This is a genomic window from Sodaliphilus pleomorphus (genome assembly GCF_009676955.1).
Taxonomy (GTDB): domain Bacteria; phylum Bacteroidota; class Bacteroidia; order Bacteroidales; family Muribaculaceae; genus Sodaliphilus; species Sodaliphilus pleomorphus.
This window is the reverse complement of record NZ_CP045696.1, coordinates 1,612,840-1,634,736: the sequence shown is the minus strand read 5'-3', so window position 1 is coordinate 1,634,736 and position 21,897 is coordinate 1,612,840. Positions and strand designations below refer to the sequence as shown.

At 57.3% G+C, this 21,897-nt stretch carries 16 protein-coding genes; all 16 read right to left on the bottom strand.

Features of this window, described 5'->3' with window-relative positions; translation table 11 throughout:
• Positions 1-194 precede the first annotated feature (194 nt).
• A complete protein-coding gene (locus GF423_RS06620) occupies positions 195-1,412 on the bottom strand; it encodes a lipoprotein N-acyltransferase Lnb domain-containing protein (protein ID WP_206113407.1) in 1,218 nt (405 codons plus the stop codon).
• A 158-nt stretch (positions 1,413-1,570) separates the two neighbouring features.
• The gene (locus GF423_RS06615) at positions 1,571-4,228 is read right to left on the bottom strand and encodes an InlB B-repeat-containing protein (protein WP_154327607.1); all 2,658 of its coding nucleotides are present in this window, start codon (positions 4,226-4,228) and stop codon (positions 1,571-1,573) included.
• Between the two features lie 276 nt (positions 4,229-4,504).
• Positions 4,505-5,035, bottom strand: a complete 531-nt coding sequence (locus tag GF423_RS06610) for an RNA methyltransferase (RefSeq protein WP_154327606.1) — start codon at positions 5,033-5,035, stop codon at positions 4,505-4,507.
• Between the two features lie 52 nt (positions 5,036-5,087).
• Positions 5,088-6,083, bottom strand: a complete 996-nt coding sequence (locus GF423_RS06605; protein WP_154327605.1) for a hypothetical protein — start codon at positions 6,081-6,083, stop codon at positions 5,088-5,090.
• A 58-nt stretch (positions 6,084-6,141) separates the two neighbouring features.
• Positions 6,142-7,113, bottom strand: coding sequence for a carbohydrate kinase family protein (locus GF423_RS06600; protein WP_154327604.1), 972 nt, complete (start codon positions 7,111-7,113; stop codon positions 6,142-6,144).
• A gap of 28 nt (positions 7,114-7,141) precedes the next feature.
• On the bottom strand, positions 7,142-7,741 hold the full coding sequence (locus tag GF423_RS06595; protein WP_394367027.1) for an SIS domain-containing protein: 600 nt from the start codon (positions 7,739-7,741) through the stop codon (positions 7,142-7,144).
• Between the two features lie 244 nt (positions 7,742-7,985).
• Positions 7,986-9,299 carry a Fic family protein gene (locus GF423_RS06590; protein WP_154327603.1) on the bottom strand — a complete coding sequence of 438 codons (1,314 nt, stop codon included), beginning with the start codon at positions 9,297-9,299 and terminating at the stop codon, positions 7,986-7,988.
• Between the two features lie 135 nt (positions 9,300-9,434).
• Entirely contained in the window at positions 9,435-10,025 is a 591-nt protein-coding gene (gene rdgB, locus GF423_RS06585; protein ID WP_154327602.1) for an RdgB/HAM1 family non-canonical purine NTP pyrophosphatase, read from the bottom strand.
• A gap of 123 nt (positions 10,026-10,148) precedes the next feature.
• Positions 10,149-12,929, bottom strand: coding sequence for a leucine--tRNA ligase (leuS, locus tag GF423_RS06580; protein ID WP_154327601.1), 2,781 nt, complete (start codon positions 12,927-12,929; stop codon positions 10,149-10,151).
• Positions 12,930-13,517: 588 nt separating this feature from the next.
• Positions 13,518-13,991, bottom strand: a complete 474-nt coding sequence (locus GF423_RS06575; protein ID WP_154327600.1) for an acyl-CoA thioesterase — start codon at positions 13,989-13,991, stop codon at positions 13,518-13,520.
• A gap of 41 nt (positions 13,992-14,032) precedes the next feature.
• Positions 14,033-14,323: a DciA family protein gene (locus GF423_RS06570; RefSeq protein ID WP_154327599.1), complete on the bottom strand. Its 291-nt coding sequence runs from the start codon at positions 14,321-14,323 to the stop codon at positions 14,033-14,035.
• Entirely contained in the window at positions 14,320-15,432 is a 1,113-nt protein-coding gene (gene recF / locus GF423_RS06565) for a DNA replication/repair protein RecF (RefSeq protein WP_154327598.1), read from the bottom strand. Before recF ends, GF423_RS06570 begins: the two co-directional genes overlap by 4 nt.
• A gap of 119 nt (positions 15,433-15,551) precedes the next feature.
• Positions 15,552-16,487 carry an EFR1 family ferrodoxin gene (locus tag GF423_RS06560; protein ID WP_154327597.1) on the bottom strand — a complete coding sequence of 312 codons (936 nt, stop codon included), beginning with the start codon at positions 16,485-16,487 and terminating at the stop codon, positions 15,552-15,554.
• A complete protein-coding gene (locus tag GF423_RS06555) occupies positions 16,484-17,902 on the bottom strand; it encodes an aldo/keto reductase (protein ID WP_154327596.1) in 1,419 nt (472 codons plus the stop codon). Before GF423_RS06555 ends, GF423_RS06560 begins: the two co-directional genes overlap by 4 nt.
• A gap of 66 nt (positions 17,903-17,968) precedes the next feature.
• The gene (locus GF423_RS06550) at positions 17,969-19,450 is read right to left on the bottom strand and encodes a 4Fe-4S binding protein (protein WP_154327595.1); all 1,482 of its coding nucleotides are present in this window, start codon (positions 19,448-19,450) and stop codon (positions 17,969-17,971) included.
• 692 nt (positions 19,451-20,142) lie between these two features.
• The gene (locus GF423_RS06545) at positions 20,143-21,867 is read right to left on the bottom strand and encodes an AMP-binding protein (protein ID WP_154327594.1); all 1,725 of its coding nucleotides are present in this window, start codon (positions 21,865-21,867) and stop codon (positions 20,143-20,145) included.
• Between the last annotated feature and the right edge of the window lie 30 nt (positions 21,868-21,897).

The window sequence follows — 21,897 nt, the reverse complement described above, 5'->3', positions numbered from 1 at the left end:
TTAAAACAACCAATCTTGCAAAACATTAAAAATAGTATAGTATAGAGTCAGTACATACTCAGCGATTATTCTCGCTCCCAAATACAGCCCACGGGCTCACATGCACGCGCACGCACTACCCTGGCAACTGCCAATACAAGTTTTTTTTACAGAACTATATATATTTCAACATTCACACGATTGTTTTTTTTCGGTCACTTGTGGGCGCCCTGGCGGCGACGATAGGCCACAGCGTGCGAGGCTGTGCGCACGGCCAGGGCGGCCACCACCAGCTGGTGCTGCCAGTCGAGCTGGCTGCTCAGGGGCGTGGCCAGCATGAAGAGCACAAGCACAGCGGTGTAGAACCCGTACACCCGGCCATAGTGCCGCCGCCGGCGACACACGAGCCACACCACCAGCGGCACGGGATTGAAGGGTATGATATACCAGTTCCAGTGGGTGCCAAAGAGGCTTGCCACCGTGCTCATGTAGAGCAGCAGCAGGCCCGCTGCCGTCTGCAAGCCCAGCAGCACGGCATCGGCCACCTGTGCCGGCCGCCGCCAGCCGGGCTTCCACTCGAGCACCGTCGCCAGCAGCACCACCAGCAGCAGGCAGGCAGCTACCACGCCGGGCGAGGCCTTGCTGGGGGCCGAGAGACGGTGGCGCAGGGGCAGCAACTCGCGCTGCTCGCCCGTGAGCACGGGGCGCCAACGGCCGTCGGGGGCCACAATGCGCGAGTGCCGCTCGATGTCGATCACCAGCTCGGGGGCCACGCGGCTGTGATTGTCCCAGTACTTGTCGCTCTCGGTGCCCAGCAGGGTTATCGAGATGAACGACAGCCACGGCGAGTGCCGCATGAGATAGCGCACGCCGTTGCCGTTGTCCTGCGACATGACCCGGGGCCACACATAGTCGATGTGCTCCCCTTGCAGGCAGTCCTCGACCATAGAAAAACTTATCGAGGTGCAATTGTTTGTCACAAAATTGAACTTGCGGCGCTCGTCGCTCACCATGTCGTTGTCGAGCATGCGCCACAGCTCCCGCTTCTCGGCAAGACTCAGGTTGAGCTCATACTGGCGCACCTGGCGGCCCTCGCGGGCGTAGGGTGCCAGAAACAGCCCCGTGGGCACTGCCACAATGCGGCCTCGCGCCTGCCCGGCAAAGAAGCGCAGGTAGTCGCCCGGCTCAACGTCGGTCTCAAACGTGAAGCAGTAGTCCAACTTGTAGCTGGGGCACTCCAGGCGCAAGGTGGCGTGGCCCAGGCGCGAGTATATCTTCTCACCAGGCGAGGCCACAACGTAGCTGGCGGTCACAAAGTTGCTGCTGTCGGGCTTGACGGGCAGGCCGTGGGTCCACGTCACCGCAATGGGCTTGTAGTCACGTCTTTGGGCGAGGGCCGGCACTGCCGCCACAAGCAGCAGCAGCATCCACATTGCCCACAATCTATTTCTATCTATACGACCCATTGATTGCAAATTTAAGCATTATTCTCAATTCTTCACAATTTTCTAAAAAAATTTCGAGGCAAATGTTACAATTTCACACTTGCCTCGAAATCATGTATTGCTGTTTCAGCGATATTGCAGGGCGGCTACGGGCGCATCACCTTGGCCACCTGGGTCGAGCCGTCGGTGTAGCGGGTCACCACCACGTTGAGGCCGGCATGGGGCGTGGGGCTGGCCATGCCTTGCAGGTTGTAGTAGACGACGCTGCGCACCGTCTTGGCCTGGTCCACAGTGCTCACCCCGGTCACCACGCTGCCGGCACTGAGCGAGAGGGGATAGACCGTGTAGGTCGTGCTCAGCTCCCTTGTATCGGGTTTGATCGCGGCCCTTCGGGGCGCGCTTGCGCTGGTGGCGGTGTTTTTCACAATCAAGGCCGGGAAGGTGTACACGTTCTGGCCCTTGTCGCTTTGCTCGTCGAGCCTCTCCACATTGGTGATGTCGCCCTCGTTGTAGCGCAAGTCCACCTTGAAGCCGCCGGCAAAGCCGTGCGCGTTGGTGCCCTCGTCGTCCTTGGCAGGCACATAGAAGGCCTGCGTGGCCTTGTCCCACACGGCCCAGGCCACGATGGCCCACTCGCCGTCTTTGGGGTTCATGAAGTAGTAGGTGTTGCCTGCGGCATCTTTCACGCCATTGCCCGTGCCGTCGGCGCAGTAGGTGGTCATGAAGTTGGTGGCGATATAGTGGTTGGGCGCGTAGGGGGCCGTCTTGTCACCCAGCACAATCTGTGTTGCCACAAAGCGGGGGTTCTCCTTGTGGTAGGTGCCCGTGATCGAGGTAATCTTGCAATTGCGGTAGTTGTCGACTTGGGCACCGGCGATGCCCGACAGGTCTACCAGTATCCAGTTGCTCTGGTCATAGGCGGTCTGCCTGGTGGTGTTCTCCTTGCCGCCATTGTAGCTCGAGCGTATGAGATACTCCCTGTAGCTCTGCTTGTTGCTCGTGGCCTGGGTCGAGTAGCCGCCGTCTTTCACCACCAGATAATTGTAGCTGTCGCTGGCAATGGCGCCCACACACTCCAGGTCGTCGCCCGTGAGCTTGTAGGGCGTGACGCCGTCGGCCGCCTCCTGGCTCAAGCCGGCCAGGGTGGTTTCCTTGGTCACCACGCTCGAGCCCTTCTCGATGGTGAAGGTGGTGGCTTCGGTCATCTTGCTGTCCACAGTCAGGTAGCAGGTGTTGTTGGCAATATAGGTCAAGGTGCCCGTCTGGCCAGTGCCGCCGGCCAGCACATCGGTGTTGTTCACATTCTTGAAGGCAAGCTCGTCGTTGCTCAACACCAGCATCGTCTGGCTGTCAAACTTGGTGCGGTACTTATCCTCGGTCTTATTCTCGTCCTTGAGCCAAATCACGCCCTTGAGCCGATTGGTCTCGGCGATGGCGGCAGGCTCCTCCACCAGGGGCAACAGGCGATTTTCGACAGGCTTGGTGCTGGTGCACTCCAGCACGACGGGGGTGCCCGACGGCACCTCGCCCGACTTGATCTCGCTGAGCACCACCTTGTGGGCCGTCTCGTCGACGCTGCTCACCACATAGGCTTTCACCCCGTCGAGACAGCGATAGGGAAACTTGGTGTACATCGTGGTGTAGTACTTGCCGGCCTCGTCTTTGGTTTTCGGCGACGGCATGGCACCGAAGCAGAAGTCCTTGCTATCTTCGCTTATGGGCGTTACCACCCAGTGATAAGAAGCATCATTCTCGTTGGCACCGTTGTAGAGGCCAGGGTGGTTCACCTTGCCCAGGTGCTCCTCCTGGGTAAACGCATCGGCATAGTCGACCATATAGGCAGTAGCGCTTCCTGCCGAACCATAGATATATAAGTGGTCGCCGTGCTTAGAGAAAGTGTAAGTCTTATTATTTGCAATATCCTTGCTCCCCTTGCCTTGAGCCTCGAGATTGGCATTTTCAAGCCCACCATACCCATCAGAACTTCCTGTCAACTTCAGCACAAAGGCGGGCGACGAGCGCATGATGTCGCTGCCATCCTCGAGCAGCATGATGGAGTTCGTGAGATAGCGGTTGCTGGTGCTCACATTTTTGTCAGAAATGCCCATCAAGCCCAGGCTGCGCTTGAATTTCACATTGTGCACATAGCAGTAGAAACCCTTTTTCTCCATATCCTTCTTGGTGAAGGTCGCCACATACTTTCCTTTGCTTGCCTCGTCGACGGTAAAGGTGTAGGGATTTTGGGTCGACACTACCTTGCCGTCTTTGGTCCACGCCTTGAATATGCCAGAGAACATATCGGGATAGGCCGTCAACGTAACCGCGTCGCCAACAGTGTTTTTAGGATTGTCGATGCCTGCGGTACCCATGGTCTCGTCTTCAGAAACCACATACACATCACCTGCCTTGGAGAAATGAGCTATATAGCCATATTCCGCAGGATTGCTCTTTTCTGTGGAAGAACTGGTGAGCGTACCTGTAGAAGTACTTTTCTGCCTGCTCACCTCGGTAGTACCGTCGTCTTTGGTCCACTTGTCGAACACATAGCCCTCGGCAGGTTTGGCAAACAGATAAAACTCCCTGGAGGCAGCCTTCTGGGTGGAATTTTCCGAAGTGATAAGGATCTTTGTATCTTCATAATCAGTACTTTTTGGTTCTGTATTAGATTTCGACACATAGACCTTGCCGACACCTGTGGGCTGTGCCGTGGCTGTCACCTTGTAGTAATAATCGGTGCCGCCTGCCCACGACGGGAGCACAAAGGCAACGATGCAACAAAGCAAACAAAAGATTTTCTTTAGCATCTAAATATAGTTTTTTAAAAATTAATAATCACAGTTACATAACAGAAAAACAACTCAATGTGCTCAGCCTCAATTTTCCAGCCAAGGAGCAACAGCCGTTTTTCCAAACGGCAAAAATAATAAAAAAAATAAATTCCATCGCCATTGGCCGCCCATTATGTTTCCAAAAACTACCATAATCCATAACGGCCGCCCAAGTATACCAAGCCCCCCCCAAAAAAGCGGGCGGCACAGCTACAGGCAGTGGAGGAGTAAACCGCTGAAATCCCCGTCAATCTACAGCATGAGGTGCTCAAAAAATTGCCACATCACGATGGCGGCGGTGTTGGCAATGTTGAGGCTGTGCTTGGTGCCGCGCTGGGGCAGCTCGATGCAGCAGTCGCTGGCATCGACCACCTGCTGGCTCACGCCCTTGACCTCGTTGCCCAACACGATGGCATACTTGCGGCCGCGCTCCATGTTGTAGCGCTCAAGACTCACGCTGCCGTGCACCTGCTCGATGGTGCATATCGTGTAGCCCTCGCTGCGCAGCTGCTGCACGGCCTCGAGGGCGGTGGCATAGTGCTGCCACTCGACGCTGCACTCGGCGCCCAGGGCGGTCTTGTGTATCTCGGGCATGGGCGGCACGGCCGTGATGCCGCACAGGGCGATGCGCTCGACGACAAAGGCGTCGGCCGTGCGAAACACGCTGCCCACGTTCATCTCGCTGCGCACGTCGTCGAGCACGACCACCACAGGCATCTTGGGGGCTTGCTTGAACTGGGCGGCCGTGATGCGGTGCAAGTCGAGCATGCTTTTCTTTTTCATAACAACGATAATAATAATGCGGTTGGGGTTGGGATGATCTCGACGGCTGGCATCACGACATGCCCTTGAGCATGCTCATGATGTTGCTGTTCTTGTTGCGGTTGTTGAGCAGTTGCTCTATCTCGAGTATCTCGTCGCCGGCCTGCAGGCGCTGGGCCAGGGGCAGCAGCGAGTTGAGCAGCTGCTCGGCGGCGGCACGGCGGTTCACCAGGCGCAGCAGGGCCTTGGCCAGGCCTATCGACAGGGTGAGCTCCTTGTGTCCCATCACGGGGCTTATCTTCTTCTGGTAGCGCAGGGCCTTGGTGTAGAATTTCACCGCGTTGCGGGCGTTGCCCATCTGCAGCATGAGGTCGCCCTCGTGGCGCAGCGAGTCGACCAGGTTGGCCAGGGCCATGCGCACCTTCTGCGAGTCTTTGTCGGCCAGCATGGCGGTGTAGAGCTCGGTGGTGGTCTGGTAGTGGGCAAACACGTTCATCTGCTTGATGCGCGACTTGAAGATGGTGGTCGAGGCCTCGACGGCATAGACCAGCATGGGCGAGAAGCGCGCGTTGTTGCGTTTCACCAGGCGCTCAAAGAGCTTCTGGCACTTGGTGAGCTCCTTCACGGCGCGGGCGTTGTCGTCGGTCATGTAGTGCACATAGGCCAGGTTGTAGAGCAGCGAGGCCACGATGGCCAGAAAGTCCTCGCTGCGCTTGGCCGTGACGTCGACCAGCACGTTGAGGGCATTCTCGGCGCTGCCCAGGGCCAGCATGTAGTCGTTGCTGTCGATGAAGAGCGACATGCGGGCCAGCCACAGCCAGGCATGGTGCAGCAGCGGGAAGCCGGCAATGCTGTCGTCGAAGACCATGGCATCGATGGCCATAGCGGCATCGTGCTGCCGCTCGTGCTGCATCAAGTACTTCACGTGCCACAGGCGCAGGTCGATGGCTGTCGCCGTGTCGAGGTCCTGCAAGGGGGGCAACTCGCCAGTTTTCCCGACCTGGGCCGTGAGAGCCGTGAGGTCGGTTTTGAGCGTGGGGAAGGATTCTTCAATCAACAGCTTTTTCATCGTGCTATCTGAATTATGTTTATATTCTATAAAAACAAAAATGAGTATCGTCGCTACATCACTTGGCCATGTTTTTCTCGCGCTCGTCGGCCCGCGAGGCGTAGGCGGCCACCCGCGAGGCGGCATAGCCGGGCGGGAGGCAATTGTCGGGCGCCGAGGCGCACTGGGCGGCAAAGTCCTGGGCCGAGGCCAACACAGCGGCGGCCACCTGGGGCTCGAGCTCGAGCAGCTGGTCGCGGCGCAGCCCGCGGCACATGAGCTCATAGATGATGCCGGCCGTGAAACCGGCCTGCCAGCCCAGCAGGTTGCTTGTGGCAGGGGTGGCGGCGGCATACTCGCGGCGCTGCTTGCCGGCAAACATGGTCACGCTCAAGTCGGGATTGATGTGCAGATAGGTGGGGCAGTAAAACTCAATGTGGTTGCGATAGGCCTCGGCGGCGCTCTCGCCCGGGAAGATGTTGTTGATGTCGCGCTCGTGGGCAATCACGATGTCGCTTATCTCGAGGTTCTCGAGTATGGCCGTCATAACCCTCGTGATGCGGAAGTTGATGCCGTGCTGAAACCCAGGCAGGTACACGATGAGGGCCTTGCGCTCGCGGGCATACTGCACCAGCTCGAACAGGTGCTCGCGCTGCGGGCTGTCGATGGCATAGAGCGAGCCGAAGAGCACGATGTCGTTCTCGTCGATGCGCGGCCACACCACGTCGAAGCGGTCGACCGGATACCGGCCGTAGTTCACTATCTTGTCGTCATGCCCGTTCTCGCCCTTGAAGATAGCCGCCAGAGCGGTGGCACCGTCGGTAAAGCGGTCGACCGACTGGGTCGAAACCTGGTGGCGCTGCAAGAAGTCGACAATGATGTCGCCCACGCTGTCGGTGCCGCACTCGCTGCACATTGTTACTGGCAGCTGCAGCATACCCAGCGTGGCCGCGGCATTGGCGATGCGACCGCCCACCATGGCCTTTACCGGTGTGTTTCCCTTGAAAACCGTGTCGAGTACCGATTCCCCTATTGCAATTATTTTGCGCATATATAGTCTGTGAAAAAACTCTTTTTCTTTACTTGCTGCCAGCTGCACACCCCTGGCGGCTCTTCACCCCCAGGTAGCCGCCGTGGTGCCGCTTGGCATACTCCTCGCGGGTGAAGCCTGTGGCCAGCATGGTGTTGACGACCAGCACATCGCCCATCACTGTCATCATGGTGGTCGATGTGGTGGGCGTGAGGCCCAGCGGGCACACCTCGGGGGCGCCCCCCGTGTGCAGGCACACGTCGCTGTGCTGTGCCAGCTCGCTGCCCTTGTTGCCGGTGATGACGATGATAGGCAGTTGTGGATACAGGTTCTTGGCCAGTGTCACCAGCGCCACAATCTCGTTGGTCTTGCCCGAGTTGGAGAGCAAGAGCATCACGTCGTTGGGCTGCAGAATGCCCAAGTCGCCATGCTGGGCCTCGCTGGGGTGAAGAAACACGGCCGGAATGCCGGTTGAGCAGAATGTGGTGGCAATGTTCTCGGCAATCTGGCCGCACTTGCCCATGCCCGATGTCACGAGCTTGCCGCCGCGGTTGTGCGACTGCACGATCATTTCTACAGCTTGGGCATAACCGTCGGTCACTGGTATTTGGGCTATGGCACGGCTCTCGGCATCGAGTATCTCTCTCATCTTCTGTTTCACGTCTGTCATCGTATACTATCTATCTATGTGTGCGGGTGTATTATCAACATGCAAAGTTAATGAATTGGGCACAATTTTAAAATAGCACAACTCCTATTTTTTTCGCATCCATTTTTCATGTGTTTCATGAGTGCAACGGCGGCACCGAAAAGGGCCACGCAACTTGCAGGCCTTTACAATAGTGAAAACTTTCCAATTCTTTCCAATTTTCAAAACATTGGAAAGAATTTTGTCACTTTTTCAGCTTACTTACAACCTCATCAAACTTGTCGCCTTTTACATAGCCTCTTTTTACCTTGTTCAACGGCACTGGCTTTATCATTCCAATATCTACTAAATAGTCAAGGTCACTCTTGATGGTGGTGGGCGTGACCATGAAACGGGACTGAAAATCTTTTACCGTGTACATGTCTTTTGGATTGTCGGCATATATCTTTATCATTTCGGCCTGACGCTCGTTGACGTTTGGAATGTTGAGATAGGTTGAGGCCACCTTGCGTTCTTCAATTTTTCTTTGCAAATAGCTCTGCAAGTCTTGAAAGGCCAGCTCCAGCACACGCAGGTTGTAACTGACAAAGTAGCCTATATCCATGTTGTCGGTTTCGGTATAGAGGAAGGCTTTCTCATACAATCGCTTAGAACGATAAATAATTCTTGATATAGACAGATACTCTGTAAGCCAATAGCCTTGCTTGAGCATGTACCAGTAGAACAAAGCCCTCGACGTGCGTCCATTGCCATCCACAAAGGGATGCATATAGGCCAACATGAAGTGGATGATGATGCCCTTGATGATTGGATGAATGAATGGCGTGGGCTGCTCATCATTGAAAAACTTGCATAATTCAACCACAAACTGCGGTAAATCCTCAAACGCAGGGGGCGTGTGCACGACATCGTGTGTGATGGCATTCTCTACCACAACCTCATTGTTGTTGCGAAATCTTCCAGCATCTTCTTCATGCTCCAGCGTTTTGTAGGTCATTAACCGATGCACGCGGAGGAGCATCTCCTGTGTGAGCGGCTCGTTTTTGTGCGCAACAATAAATTGAATCGTTTGATAGTTGTTCACTATCATTTGCTGTGATTTGTCCTTAGGGGCAGTGCGCTTGCGCAGCATCTCCTTAGCCACCTTTCGTGTTGTTGCCGCTCCCTCCATCTGGCTCGACGAGATGGCCTCCTCCATGAGCGAACTCTCTAAGTAACGTTCCCTGTGACTACTGGGTATCAGGGCAGAAGACTCCCACGAACCTCCAAAATTCATGTCAAACTTGTGGCATTGCAGTTGCATGGCACTGGTCAAGGCAAAATGAATGTGATATTTTTTCCATACCATGATGTCCGATCTTTTCCGGTCGGCAACAACCAGCCGCCACAAGTCATCATGAGTGAATCCCTGGGGTAGTGGCTTGTACTTCACCTTATCCCAATATTCGTAGTGATCATTGATGTCTTGCACCAACAACCGCACTGCTTCGGGCAACGAAGCCTGCTTTATCATAGCCCTCAGCACCTCGCCATTGCTTACTTTAGGAGCCTTTTCCATATCTATGTCGACGATGACAAAGTTATCCAATTCTTTCCAATTCTCAAAACATTGGAAAGAATTTTTGTCACCTTGCAGGCACGGCCACGATCATCTTGTCACCGTTTTTCTGTTTTTATTTAACGATTTTATTAGTTATTCCTGGCTGGCCAGGAATTGCACCAGGCGTGCCACAGCACGGCCGCGGTGGCTTATTGCATTTTTCTCCTGCGGCTGCATTTGGGCAAAGGTGAGGCCCCGGCCCTCGACGGGAGCAAAGATGCTGTCGTAGCCAAAGCCGCCCGTGCCGTGCCGCTCGGTGAGGATGTGGCCCTCGACCTTACCCTCAAAGATGTGCAGCTGCTGGCCTTGCAGCAGGGCCACTGCCGTGCGAAATCTGGCCGTGCGCCGCTCGGGCGGCACGCCCTGGAGCTTGGCGAGCACCTTGTCGATGTTGGCCTCGCTGTCGTGACCCGGGCCGGCATAGCGGGCGCTGTACACCCCCGGCTCGCCGCCCAGGGCATCGATCTCGAGGCCGGTGTCGTCGCTGAAGCAGTCGTAGCCGTAGTGCTGCTTCACATAGCGGGCCTTCATCTCGGCATTGCCCTCGATGGTTGAGGCCGTCTCGGGGATGTCGTCGTGGCACCCTATCTGGGCCAGACTCAAGATGTTGAACTTGTGGCCCACTATCTCGCGCAACTCCTGGAGCTTGTGCTCGTTGTTGGTGGCAAATACTATCTCTCTCATTGCTGTAATGTGTTATATATTCTATCTTTATAAAATGAAGAACACGGAAGATGGCGCACCTTGGGGTTGAGCACCACTGCCTCCGTGTTTTTCTTTATTTTTAGTTTATGACAGAACCTGCCGTCATATCACCACGTTCACAATCTTTCCGGGCACCACAATCACCTTTTTGGGTGTCTTGCCGGCCACCCACTTCTCGGCGCCCGGGTTGGCCAGGGCTATGCGCTGCACCTCATCCTTGCCGGTGCCCGTGGGCACCTCGATGTTGTAGCGCGGCTTGCCGTTGAAGAGCACGGTATATTTCACCTGGCTCTCCTTGAGGTACTCCTCGTTCCACTTGGGCCAGCGGGCGTCGCACACGCTGCCCTCGTGACCCAGCACGTGCCACAACTCCTCGCCCATGTGGGGGGCAAAGGGCGAGAGCACCACCACCAGGTCGTCGTAGATGGCCTTGCTGCGGCACTTCATGGTGTAGAGCTCGTTGATGCATATCATGAAGGCGGCCACGCTGGTGTTGTAGCTCAGCACCTCGATGTCGGTCGTCACCTTCTTGATGAGCTTGTGCAGCGACTTCAAGGCCTGGGCGCTGGGCTTCTCGCTGGTGAGGCGCAGCTTGTCGCCGTCGAAGACGAGGTTCCACAGCTTCTTCAAGAAGCGGTTCACGCCGTCGATGCCGTTGGTGTCCCACGGCTTGCTGGCCTCGACCGGACCCAGAAACATCTCGTAGAGGCGCAGCGTGTCGGCTCCGTAGCGGTCTACAATGTCGTCGGGGTTGACCACGTTGAACATCGACTTCGACATCTTCTCGATGGCCCAGCCGCACAGGTAGCGCCCGTTCTCGAGAATAAACTGGGCGTCGGCAAACTCGGGGCGCCAGGCCTTGAACTTGTCGAGGTCGAGCACGTCGTTGCTCACGATGTTGACATCGACGTGGATGGGTGTCACGTCGTACTGGTCCTTGAGGTTGTAGCTCACAAAGGTGTTGGTGTCCTTGATGCGGTACACAAAGTTGGAGCGGCCCTGTATCATGCCCTGGTTGAAGAGCTTCTTGAAGGGCTCGGGCTCGCACACATAGCCGTAGTCGTAGAGAAACTTGTTCCAGAAGCGGCTGTAGATGAGGTGACCGGTGGCGTGCTCGGTGCCGCCCACATAGAGGTCGACCTGGCGCCAGTACTCGTCGGCCTGCTTGCCCACCAGGGCCTGGTCGTTGTGCGGGTCCATGTAGCGCAGGTAGTAGGCACTCGAGCCGGCAAAGCCCGGCATGGTGTTGAGCTCGAGCGGACGGCCGTTGCTGGCCACCCAGTGCTTGGCGCGGCCCAGCGGGGGCTCGCCGTCCTCGGTGGGCAGGAACTTGTCGACCTCGGGCAGCTGCAGCGGCAGCTCGCTCTCGTCGAGGGGCTGCGGCTGGCCGTCTTCGTCGTAGTAGATGGGGAATGGCTCGCCCCAGTAGCGCTGGCGGCTGAAGATGGCGTCGCGCAGGCGGTAGTTCACCTTCACATGCCCTATGCCGGCCTGGGCTATATATTGCTTGGTCTTGGCAATGGCCTCTTTCACCTGCAGGCCGTTGAGCTGCAGGCGCTCGTTGCTCGAGTTGATCATGATGCCCTCCTTGGCGTCGAAGCTCTCCTTGCTCACGTCGGCACCCTCGATGAGCGGGATGATGGGCAGGTTGAACTTGCGGGCAAAGGCATAGTCGCGGCTGTCGTGGGCCGGCACTGCCATGATGGCGCCGGTGCCGTAGCCTGCCAGCACATAGTCGCTGATGTAGATGGGTATGTTGCCGCCCGTGACGGGGTTGACGGCATAGGAGCCGCTGAACACACCGCTCACCTTCTTGTCGATCAAGCGCTCGCGCTCGGTCTTGTGCTTCACCTCGTCGATGTAGCTGTCCACGGCCTGGCGCTGCCCGGGGGTGGTGACCAGGTCTACATACTCGCTCTCGGGAGCCAGCACCATGAAGGTGACACCAAATATCGTGTCGGCCCGCGTGGTGAAGATGGTCATCTCCACGTCGCTGCCAGCCACCTTAAATTTCATCTCGGCACCCTCGCTGTAGCCTATCCAGTTGCGCTGGGTCTCCTTGATCGAGTCGCTCCAGTCGAGCGTGTCGAGGTCGCGCAGCAGGCGGCCGGCATAGGCCGACACGCGCAGGCACCACTGGTTCATCACCTTCTGCACCACAGGGTAGCCGCCACGCAGCGACACCCCCTCGCTCACCTCGTCGTTGGCCAGCACTGTGCCCAGCTGGGGGCACCAGTTCACCATGGTCTTGCCGCGGTAGGCGATGCGATAGTTCATGAGCACCTCCTCTTTCTTCACCTTGGAGAAGGCCTGCCACTGCTCGGCAGTGAATTGGGCGTCGTCGCCGGCGGCACTGGTGGCCGCGTTGCAGCCCTGGCTGCCGTGCTGCTCAAAGTGGGCCACCAGCTCCTCGATGGGGCGGGCCTTGTCGAGGGCGGTGTTGTAGTAGCTCTTAAACATCTTGAGGAAGGCCCACTGCGTCCACTTGTAGTACTTGGGGTCGCAGGTGCGCACCTCGCGGCTCCAGTCGAAGCTGAACCCTATCTTGTCGAGCTGCTCGCGGTAGCGGTTGATGTTTTTCACCGTGGTCACCTCGGGGTGCTGCCCCGTCTGTATGGCATATTGCTCGGCCGGCAGCCCGTAGGCATCATAGCCCATGGGGTGAAGCACGTTGTAGCCCTGCAGTCGCTTGTAGCGGGCAAAGATGTCGCTGGCTATATAGCCCAGCGGGTGGCCCACATGCAAGCCGGCCCCGCTGGGGTAGGGAAACATGTCGAGCACGTAGTATTTGGGTTTGCTCTCATCGATGTCCACTTGATAGGTGTGGTGGTCGCGCCAGTATTGCTGCCACTTCTGTTCGATTGCGTGAAAATTGTAATCCATATCTCTTCTTTATATCTTTTATTTCGCTCTATGTGTGCCTTGCATTGCCCCTCCCGCGGCATCCCTTGGCTCGCCGGGGTTGTGAACAATCATCAATTATAATTTTATTTATTTTTTTATAGAAAGAATTCATTCTATAATGTTGGTGTATATGGCTTGTTGATAGCGGTGATAACTTTTGGGCCATTTTCTTGCTTTTTAAGTTGTTTTACTCCCGCAACTTTATATAAACAGGCTATGCACAAGCTTTGTTGCTGATTTTTACGGAGTTCTGTACCTTATCAACAGGCTGTTAACAACGTGCAAATTTAATAAATTCTTGGCTTATGACCTATTAAAAACTGATGAAAACCATGTTGATTGTGGGTTTTTAAATAAATGCTAACTTTTTTGGAGATAGCGCCGGCATTGATTAAGCCGCCGCGTTTTTCAAAAGTCAAGTTTTAGGGGCCATAAATTGTGTAAAACTTATCACCGGCTTCTCTACAAGTTATTCACAAGTTGTGGATAAATGTTGTTGAAAAGCGGTAAGTGCCCATCAATCAGTAATATGTAGGTTGTTGAAATAAGAAGTGGGGGGGAAAAACGCTACAAGTCGTGGCCCTCGTAGTCGCGTATGGCCTGGCGCCAGTATTGCGGTATGGTGGCGGGCTGCTGGGTCTTGGGGTCGAGGTAGACCATCACGGTCGAGCACACGCACTTGACCTGGTGATCGTCGGTGTTGACGAGGCGGTGCACCAGGGTGAGGCTTTTGTCGCCCAGGCGGATGGTCTGGGTCTCGACGGCCACGTTCTCAAAGTAGCGTGTGGGCGAGTAGAAGTCGATGTTCATGTTGGCAATGACCACGGTCACGTCTTCCCAGTGCATGTTGTTGCCGCGCACTTTCTTGAAGTAGTCCATCTTGGCGGTGTCGAAGAAGTTGAAATAGATCGAGTTGTTGATGTGTCCCTGCATGTCGTAGTCGGTGTAGCGTATCTGCACCGGCGTTGTGCACAGGAAGGGGGTGTTGACCACGATGCGGTTTTTGTTGTTCTTGTTGTTGACTTTTTCTTGCATGACCATGTAGATTTAGTGATGATTGAGACTGTGATGAGGTGTGTTGCCTATTTAAAGACGATGTCGGTGATGACCTCCCCGCCCAGGAAGTCGTTGAGCTGCTTGATGAGGGCGGTGCGCGACATCATGAGCTGCTGTCGCAGCGGGGCGCTGGAGATGACCACGGTCATGACGCCATTTTTCACTGTGCGGCTCACGGTGTACTTGTTGATGCCCGGGCCCACCACGTCGGGCCACAGGGCCATGGCGCGGTGCTCGTCGAGGCGGGTGCTCAAGCGCTCTTGGCGCAGCACCTCGTTGATGATCTCGCCCACGCTCTTGGCCTCTACGCGTTTCATGATTGGACACCTCCTTCCACTATGGGCTTGCAGGCACCGTGGTCGACGGCGATCATCATGTAGTCGTCGCTCAGGCGGTTGATGATCTCGTCGAGGTGGGTGCGGTTGGTGTCGGTGATGAAGATTTGCCCGAAGCGCTTGTCGCTCACGGCGTCGATGATGCTCTCGACGCGGCTGGCGTCGAGCTTGTCGAAGATGTCGTCGAGCAGCAGCAGGGGGGTGATGCCGGTGTTGTGCTTCAAGAAGTCGTATTGGGCCAGGCGCAGGGCGATGGTGTAGGTCTTGCACTGGCCCTGGCTGCCGGTCTTGCGCATCGAGTGGCCGTCGAGCAGCAACTCGATGTCGTCGCGGTGCACGCCGCCGGTGGTGTAGCCCATGATGTAGTCGCGCTCGCGGTTGGCACCGAGCACCTGCTGCATGGTGGCCTGGGCAAGGTGGCTCTTGTAGATGATTTCTACCTGCTCGCGGCCGCCGGCTATGGCCTGGTAGTAGCGCATGAAGACGGGGCCAAACTGCGCGATCCACTGCTCGCGGGCGCTGTGAATGACGGCCGCTGCCTGGCACAGCTGTGCCTCGACGGTCTCATAGAGCAGCGGGTCGCGATACTCGTTCTTGATCATGGCGTTGCGCTGCTCGAGGGCCTTGGTGTAGCGTATGAGGGCGTCGAGATACACCGCATCGCCCTGCGAGATGATGTGGTTCATGAGGCGGCGGCGCTCCTCGCCGGCACCGCGTATCAGGTCCCAGTCGAGTGGCGAGACCATGACCAGGGGCAGCAGCCCTATGTGCTGGCTCAGGCGCTTGTACTCCTTGTCGCCGCGTTTCACGCGCTTGCGCTTGCCGCGCTGCATCGAGAGGGTGATGTGCTCGGCCACGTCGCGCCGCGTGTACTGGCCCTGGAGCATCATGTACTGGGCCTCGTGGTTGATCACGCTGGAATCGGCCTGGTTGGTGCAGCTCTTGCAGAAGCTCAAGAAGTAGATGGCGTCGAGCACGTTGGTCTTGCCCATGCCGTTGTTGCCGATGAGGCAGTTCACCTTGGGCGAGAATTGAAGCTCGACGTCGCCTATGTTCTTGTAGTTCAATATCGATATTTTCTCGAGTATCATGCAGGTGCAAAGTTACAAAAAAGTGCTTTAGATTGGAAATTGAAAAAAAGGAGATCACGGCAGGGCCGAAATCTCCTCATTTTGTTGTGATGCATGTGTCGAGATTGCCGGGCCTGGGGCTAAATGGGCGAGACGATGAGGCTCTGGCAGTTGCTGCGCTCGATCTCGCGCAGCGACACGTTGGGGTTGCGGTAGCGGGCCTTGGGGTTGACGTCGCCCGCGACGGGGGTGATGGCCAGCTGGGGGCAGTTTTGTGCGCAGGCCAGGCACCGCTCGCAGGGTCCCTGGGCCACGGCCACGTCGTCGACCACCTTGTAGTCGCCTCGGGGGCACACTTGCACGCAGATGCCGCACCCGATGCAGGCCTCGGTGATTTCAAACATGGTCTGGGCTGTGGCCTCGGGCTTGTCGTGGGGCTTCTTGCCCTGGTCTTTGCCCTTGGACGGCTCGGGGGTGGGCGGCTCCACAATGTAGTGCTTACTCTTGTCGATGTCTTTTTTAATGGCGGCAATGGCAGCGTCGACATTGAGGCTGCCGCTTTGCTTGATGTTTTGTGCCATGTCGCACTTGTAGAGGCGGTTGTCGACCATGTGCACGCCGTTGAGGTAGTCGACCTTGACCTTGCCCTCGAGCACCTTCAGCAAGTTGGCCGGGTCTTTGGGCTTGAGGTTGTGGCCATAGGTGATGAGGGCAAAGAAATAGTTGCACTTGAGCCGGGCCTTGGCCAGGAAGTCTTGCACGATTTGGGGTACAGGGCCGTATTTTGGATAGACCAGTCCTATCTCGTCGGCCTCATAGTTGTAGCGCTTGTCGCGCAGGGCAGCGGGGATGCTCACGATGTTGTCGCCAGCCAGTGACTTGGCCACATAGAGGCTGTTGCCGGTGCCGGTGAAGTAGAGCACGATGCGGTTGTTTTTTTTCTTGCCTGGCCCGTGGGCGGTGCAGCTCTCGAGCATGGCCGAGGTGCCGCCTGCAGCCAGGGCCGCGGTGGTGAGGCCCAGCAACTTGAGTGCCGAGCGTCGGGTGATGATGTTATTGTTGCGGGTGTTGCTCATGCTGGATTTTGTTTTAGCGATTCTACATAGCGGCCTATGCGGTGCAGCTCTTGCGGTATCTTGATGCGTTGCGGGCAGTGAGGCACACACTGGCCGCACCCTATGCAGTGGTCGGCCTGGCGCAGCTTGGGCACGCTGCGGTCGTAGCCTATGAGGAAGGCGCGGCGGGCGGCGGCATAGGTGTCGGTCTGCTTGCTCATGGGCACCTGGTTGGCGCTCAAGCACTTGTTGTAGTGCACAAAGATGGCTGGGATGTCGACGCCGTAGGGGCAGGGCATGCAATACTTGCAGTCGTTGCAGGGCACGGTCTTGTAGTTCACAATCTGCTTGGCGATGTCCTCTTCGAGATAGGTCATTTCGGCCTGGCTCAGGGGCTTGAGCGGGCAGTAGGTGAGCAGGTTATCTTTCAGGTGCTCCATATAGGTCATGCCGCTCAGGGCGGTGAGCACATTGGGCTTGGAGCCGGCGTAGCGGAAGGCCCAGCTGGCCACCGAGTGCTCGGGGTCGCGGCGCTTGAGCTCGGCCACGATTTTGTCGGGCAGGTTGCTCAGACGGCCGCCCAGCAGGGGTTCCATCACCACAGCCGGGATGTGGCGCTTCTCGAGCTCGGCGTAGAGATAGGAGGCATTGGTGTTGACCTCGTTGATCTCATGGGCGTGGTTCCAGTCGAGGTAGTTGAGCTCGATTTGCACAAAGTCCCAGCGGTACTTGTCGTGCATCGAGAGCAGGTAGTCGAAGACCTTGATGTCGCCGTGATAGGAGAAGCCCAGGTTCTTGATGGTGCCCTTGTCGCGCTGCTTGAGCAGGTAGTCGAGCAGGCCGTTGTCGATGAAGCGGGCCATGAGGCTGGCCATGCCGTTGGCGCCCATGCCCACGGCGTGGAGCAGGTAGTAGTCGATGTAGTCGACCTTGAGGTACTTGAGCGAGTCGTGAAACATCTTCACCGAGTTGTCGAAGTCGAAGTCCTGGAAGTTGCTCATCTTGGTGGCCACATAGTAGTCGCTGCGCTTGTGCTTGGACAGGGCCTGGCCCAGGGCGGCCTCGCTCTTGCCCTGGCAGTAGGCTGGCGAGGTGTCGAAGTAGTTCACACCGTGCTCGATGGCATAGTCCACCTCTTGCTGCACCATCTTCTGGTCGATGATGCCGGTGCCACTCTGGCGCTCGCCAGGGTGCGAGTTGAGGGTGGGCAGGCGCATCATGCCGTAGCCCAGCAGCGACACCTTCTGGCCCGTCTTGGGATTGGTGCGGTAGGTCATTTTGCCCTTGGGGGGCTCGTTGCCGCCGTCGTCGTCACCACCCGAGGCGCAGCTCACGATGGCGGGCACAGCCGTGGCTGCGCCCGTGAGGCCCAGGCCCTTGAGAAAGGTGCGGCGGCTGAATATTTTGCTCTTTTTATTGTTGTCGTTGGTTTCCATTGTTCCAATTCTTTTTTTTGCGTGAGTGTGTGAAAATTGCCGGTTGCGGCAAGTGTGTGGAGTGTACTAAATGATGCGATGCACGGGGTGCCCCTCGACATAGATGGCCGAGTTGGGCCTGGCCGGGCACACATACTCGCACATGCCGCACCCTATGCATTTCTCGACGTTGACGGCCGGGATGAGGTCGCTCAGGTCGTCGGCCGGGTCGATGGGCACCATCTGTATGGCGCCGGCCGGGCAGTGGCGGGCGCAGTTGCCGCACTGCACGTGGTCGGTCACCACCACGCAGTATTTCTTGCGCCACACGGCGTGCCCTATCTGGATAGAGCTCTTCTCGATGGCCGTGATGGGCTTGATGGCGCCGGCCGGGCACACCTGCGAGCAGCGGGTGCACTCGGGGCGGCAGGCGCCGCGGTCGTAGCTCATGACGGGCTGCATGAAGTGCATGGGGTCGCTCGAGGGGCGCAGCACGCCGTTGGGGCACTGGGCCACACACAGCTGGCAGCCCACGCAGTGCTGGCTCATGTTGCTGGCACTCATCGAGCCTGGAGGCGTGAGCGGCGTGGAGCGGCCGGGGTCTTTCTTGGGCTCGAGCACGGCCAGGCCGCCGTCTACCTTCTTCTTGGCTGTGGCCATGGCCACGTCGGCAGCCACCAGGGCTGTTCCCAGCAGCACGGCACGGCGTGTCGGGCTCGCGGCCTTGCCGCTGGCTTCGGGCTTGGCCTTGCGCTTGGGGTGGCCGTAGTGCAGGGCGTCGAAGTGGCAGTGGTCGAGACACACGCCGCAGGTCACGCAGCGGCTGTAGTCGACCTTGTAGTTCTTGAAGTCGATGCAGGCCGATTTGCAATTCTTGCTGCACAGCGAGCACTTCTTGCACTTGTCCTGGTCAAAATACACCTTGAACCACGAGAAGCGCGCCAGCAGGCTCAGCACGGTGCCCACCGGGCATATCGTGTTGCACCAGGTGCGGCCGCCACGCCAGGCCAGCACGGCCACAACCACGATGATTGCCGTGCTTGCGATAAAGGGGGCCGCGCCCTTGAGCCACACATCGGCGCTGTAGAACATGTAGCTGTCGGCCTTGGCGGCCACCCAGGCCATAGCGTTGTTGCCCCACATGTAGAGCGGCTGCAGCAGCGAGTTGACAAAGCGGCCATAGGTGCCGTAGGGGGCCAGCAGGGCCACGATGGTGCCCAGGCCGGCAAGCGAGCCTGCGATGTAGACGGCGAGCAGCGGGTAGCGCAGCCATCTCTTTTCCTTGCTGTAGAAGAAGCGGTTTTTCTTCTTGCGCCCGTGCAGCCACGACACGATGTCCTGAAACACGCCCAGCGGGCATATTACCGAGCAGTAGATGCGCCCGAAGATGAGCGTGAGCACGACAAGCCCGATGATGACACCGGCATTGAGCGCCAGCACGGCCGGCAGAAACTGGACCTTGGCCATCCATCCCAGCCAGTGATGCGTGGCTCCTGTAAAGTCGAGAAGCAGCAATGTGATGAGCGTGAAGAACACCGCTGCCAGTATTACTCTGATTTTACGTAGCATGTGAATACAGTTATAAATAAATGGTTAATACCTTTATACCTATTAATAAGAAGATGTTTGCCTCAAAATTACGAGAAAATTTTCAAAATTAGAACTTTTATGGCCAAAATGAAATGTTTTTTTTCGGCTGGGCAGGGTTTTTCCCCAACACGACATGAGGCGAAGGGCTTGGCACAAGCAGGCGTGTGCCCAAGAAGCTCTTGAAATGCGGCTCGAGAACACTATTTTTGGTTATTTTGTATGGCCAATTCTTTATCTTTTCGTTTTTATTTTCTAATTTTGTACTCAACAAGCACATGAGAGCATGTGCAATGACAGCGCAAGCTATGCATAACTCGAAGCCAATGACAGCTTTGTTTCTTTTTGAGAAGAAGATGAAGACTCGTCTTCAAGGTGCACAATAGTCACACAGTTGTGGCTGTCGTGTGGAGCTCGCTCATGGCTTGTATTGAATTGAAGCAAGCAAACAAATCAAATAATAGTTTTTTTTTATCACAGATTTATGGAATTGCAGCGTCGTGACGATGCTGCAATTTTTTTTGGGGGGCGGTTGCATTTGGCACCACGCCCTCGCAGTACCGAGGGCTCACTGGGCCGAGTTGCCGGACGCGCTACAAGAAAATGGCCGCCAGCACAATTGTTGTGCTGGCGGCCTGCTTGTGTTGAGGATGGTAGTTAAATTTGTAGCTCTTTCACTTTGTCGTGCTGGCGGCCTTGTCGCGCTCGCGTATTTCCACACGGCGTATCTTGCCGCTTATGGTCTTGGGCAGCTCCTCGACAAACTCAATGACGCGCGGGTACTTGTAGGGGGCGGTAGTGTGCTTCACAAAGTCTTGTATGTCCTTGACCAGGGCAGGCACCTGCTTGCCGCGGTACTCGTGGTTGAAGTCGACGCCGCCGGGCTGCCCCACCCACCGTGCCACACACTCCTTGGAGAGCACGATGGTGGCCTTGACGGCCATGCCGCGCACCTCGTCGGGGACACCGGTCACGGCACACTCCACCACGGCCTCGTGCTTCATGAGCGCGTTTTCGACCTCGAAGGGGCCAATGCGGTAGCCCGACGACTTGATCACATCGTCTTTGCGGCCCACAAACCAGTAGTAGCCGTCCTCGTCGCGCCAGGCGATGTCGCCAGTGTGGTAGATGCCGTTGTTGAAGTGCTCGCGGGTGAGCTCGGGGTCGCGGTAGTAGTACTTGAACAAGCCCACCGGCTTGTGGCCCTGGGGCACGTGTATCACGATCTCGCCCTGCTCGCCGTCCTCGGCGCGGCGGCCGTCGGGCGTGAGCAAGTCGATGTCGTAGCCCGGATTGGCCTTGCCCATCGATCCTGGCCGCGGCTCCACCCAGGGGTAGGTGCCCACGGTGGCGGTTGTCTCGGTCTGCCCGAAGGCCTCGTGCAGCTTGATGCCCGTGAGCTGGTACCACTTGTCGAAGACCGACGGGTTGAGGGCCTCGCCGGCGTTGGTGCAATACTTGAGCGAGCTCAAGTCGTAGCGCTTCACGTCCTCGCGTATGAGGAAGCGGTACACCGTGGGCGGAGCGCAGAATGAGGTGATGTGATAGCGGTGTATCATCTCAAGCACGTCGACGGGCTTGAACTTGTCGAAGTCGTAGACAAACACGTTGCAGCCCACTATCCACTGCCCGTAGTACTTGCCCCACACGGCTTTGCCCCAGCCTGTGTCGGCCAGGGTGAAGTGCAGCGAGTTCTCGTCGAGGTTGTGCCAGTACTTGGCCGTGATGATGTGCCCCAGCGGGTAGAGAAAGTCGTGGGCCACCATCTTGGGCTCGCCGCTGGTGCCGCTGGTGAAGTACATGAGCGAGGTGTCGTCGTTGGTGTTGACGTGCTCGGGGCGGTGGAAGGCGGGCGCCTCGTCGAGGCCCTTGTCGAAGTCGTACCAGCCTTGCGGCACGCTGGGGCCGGTAGAGATGTACACCTTGACCGACGGGCACTGGGGCTGAGCCGCGACGATGTGGTCGATGACCACGTCGTCGCCCACGGCCACAATGGCCTTGATGGTGGCGGCGTTGCAGCGATACACGATGTCGCCGGGCGTGAGCAGGTGGGTAGCCGGTATGGCCACTGCGCCCAGCTTGTGCAGGGCGGTGATGGCCCACCACCACTGGTAGCGGCGTTTCATGATGAGCATCACCATGTCGCCGTGCCCTATGCCCAGCTGCTGGAAGAAGCTGGCGGCCTGGTCGCTGTAGTGCTTGACGTCGGCAAAGGTGAACTGGTGCTCGAGGCCCTTGTCGTTGGTCCACAGCAGGGCTTTCTTGTGGGGCTCGATGCGCGCCCACTCGTCGACCACGTCGTAGGCGAAGTTGAAATTCTCGGGAACCTTGATGTGAAAATTCTGCATGAAGTCCTCGTAGGAATCAAAGTCTATCTTGTCTAAAAATTTCTCTATCATAATCAATCTTGGTCATTTAGTCGTTGCTGT

Excerpts from the sequence above, each read along its gene's own strand:
- GF423_RS06620 (WP_206113407.1), bottom strand. The coding sequence starts at position 1,412 with ATGTGGATGCTGCTGCTGCTTGTGGCGGCAGTGCCGGCCCTCGCCCAA.
- GF423_RS06615 (WP_154327607.1), bottom strand. The coding sequence starts at position 4,228 with ATGCTAAAGAAAATCTTTTGTTTGCTTTGTTGCATCGTTGCCTTTGTG.
- GF423_RS06610 (WP_154327606.1), bottom strand. The coding sequence starts at position 5,035 with ATGAAAAAGAAAAGCATGCTCGACTTGCACCGCATCACGGCCGCCCAG.
- GF423_RS06605 (WP_154327605.1), bottom strand. The coding sequence starts at position 6,083 with ATGAAAAAGCTGTTGATTGAAGAATCCTTCCCCACGCTCAAAACCGAC.
- GF423_RS06600 (WP_154327604.1), bottom strand. The coding sequence starts at position 7,113 with ATGCGCAAAATAATTGCAATAGGGGAATCGGTACTCGACACGGTTTTC.
- GF423_RS06595 (WP_394367027.1), bottom strand. The coding sequence starts at position 7,741 with ATGAGAGAGATACTCGATGCCGAGAGCCGTGCCATAGCCCAAATACCA.
- GF423_RS06590 (WP_154327603.1), bottom strand. The coding sequence starts at position 9,299 with ATGGAAAAGGCTCCTAAAGTAAGCAATGGCGAGGTGCTGAGGGCTATG.
- rdgB (WP_154327602.1), bottom strand. The coding sequence starts at position 10,025 with ATGAGAGAGATAGTATTTGCCACCAACAACGAGCACAAGCTCCAGGAG.
- leuS (WP_154327601.1), bottom strand. The coding sequence starts at position 12,929 with ATGGATTACAATTTTCACGCAATCGAACAGAAGTGGCAGCAATACTGG.
- GF423_RS06575 (WP_154327600.1), bottom strand. The coding sequence starts at position 13,991 with ATGGTCATGCAAGAAAAAGTCAACAACAAGAACAACAAAAACCGCATC.
- GF423_RS06570 (WP_154327599.1), bottom strand. The coding sequence starts at position 14,323 with ATGAAACGCGTAGAGGCCAAGAGCGTGGGCGAGATCATCAACGAGGTG.
- recF (WP_154327598.1), bottom strand. The coding sequence starts at position 15,432 with ATGATACTCGAGAAAATATCGATATTGAACTACAAGAACATAGGCGAC.
- GF423_RS06560 (WP_154327597.1), bottom strand. The coding sequence starts at position 16,487 with ATGAGCAACACCCGCAACAATAACATCATCACCCGACGCTCGGCACTC.
- GF423_RS06555 (WP_154327596.1), bottom strand. The coding sequence starts at position 17,902 with ATGGAAACCAACGACAACAATAAAAAGAGCAAAATATTCAGCCGCCGC.
- GF423_RS06550 (WP_154327595.1), bottom strand. The coding sequence starts at position 19,450 with ATGCTACGTAAAATCAGAGTAATACTGGCAGCGGTGTTCTTCACGCTC.
- GF423_RS06545 (WP_154327594.1), bottom strand. The coding sequence starts at position 21,867 with ATGATAGAGAAATTTTTAGACAAGATAGACTTTGATTCCTACGAGGAC.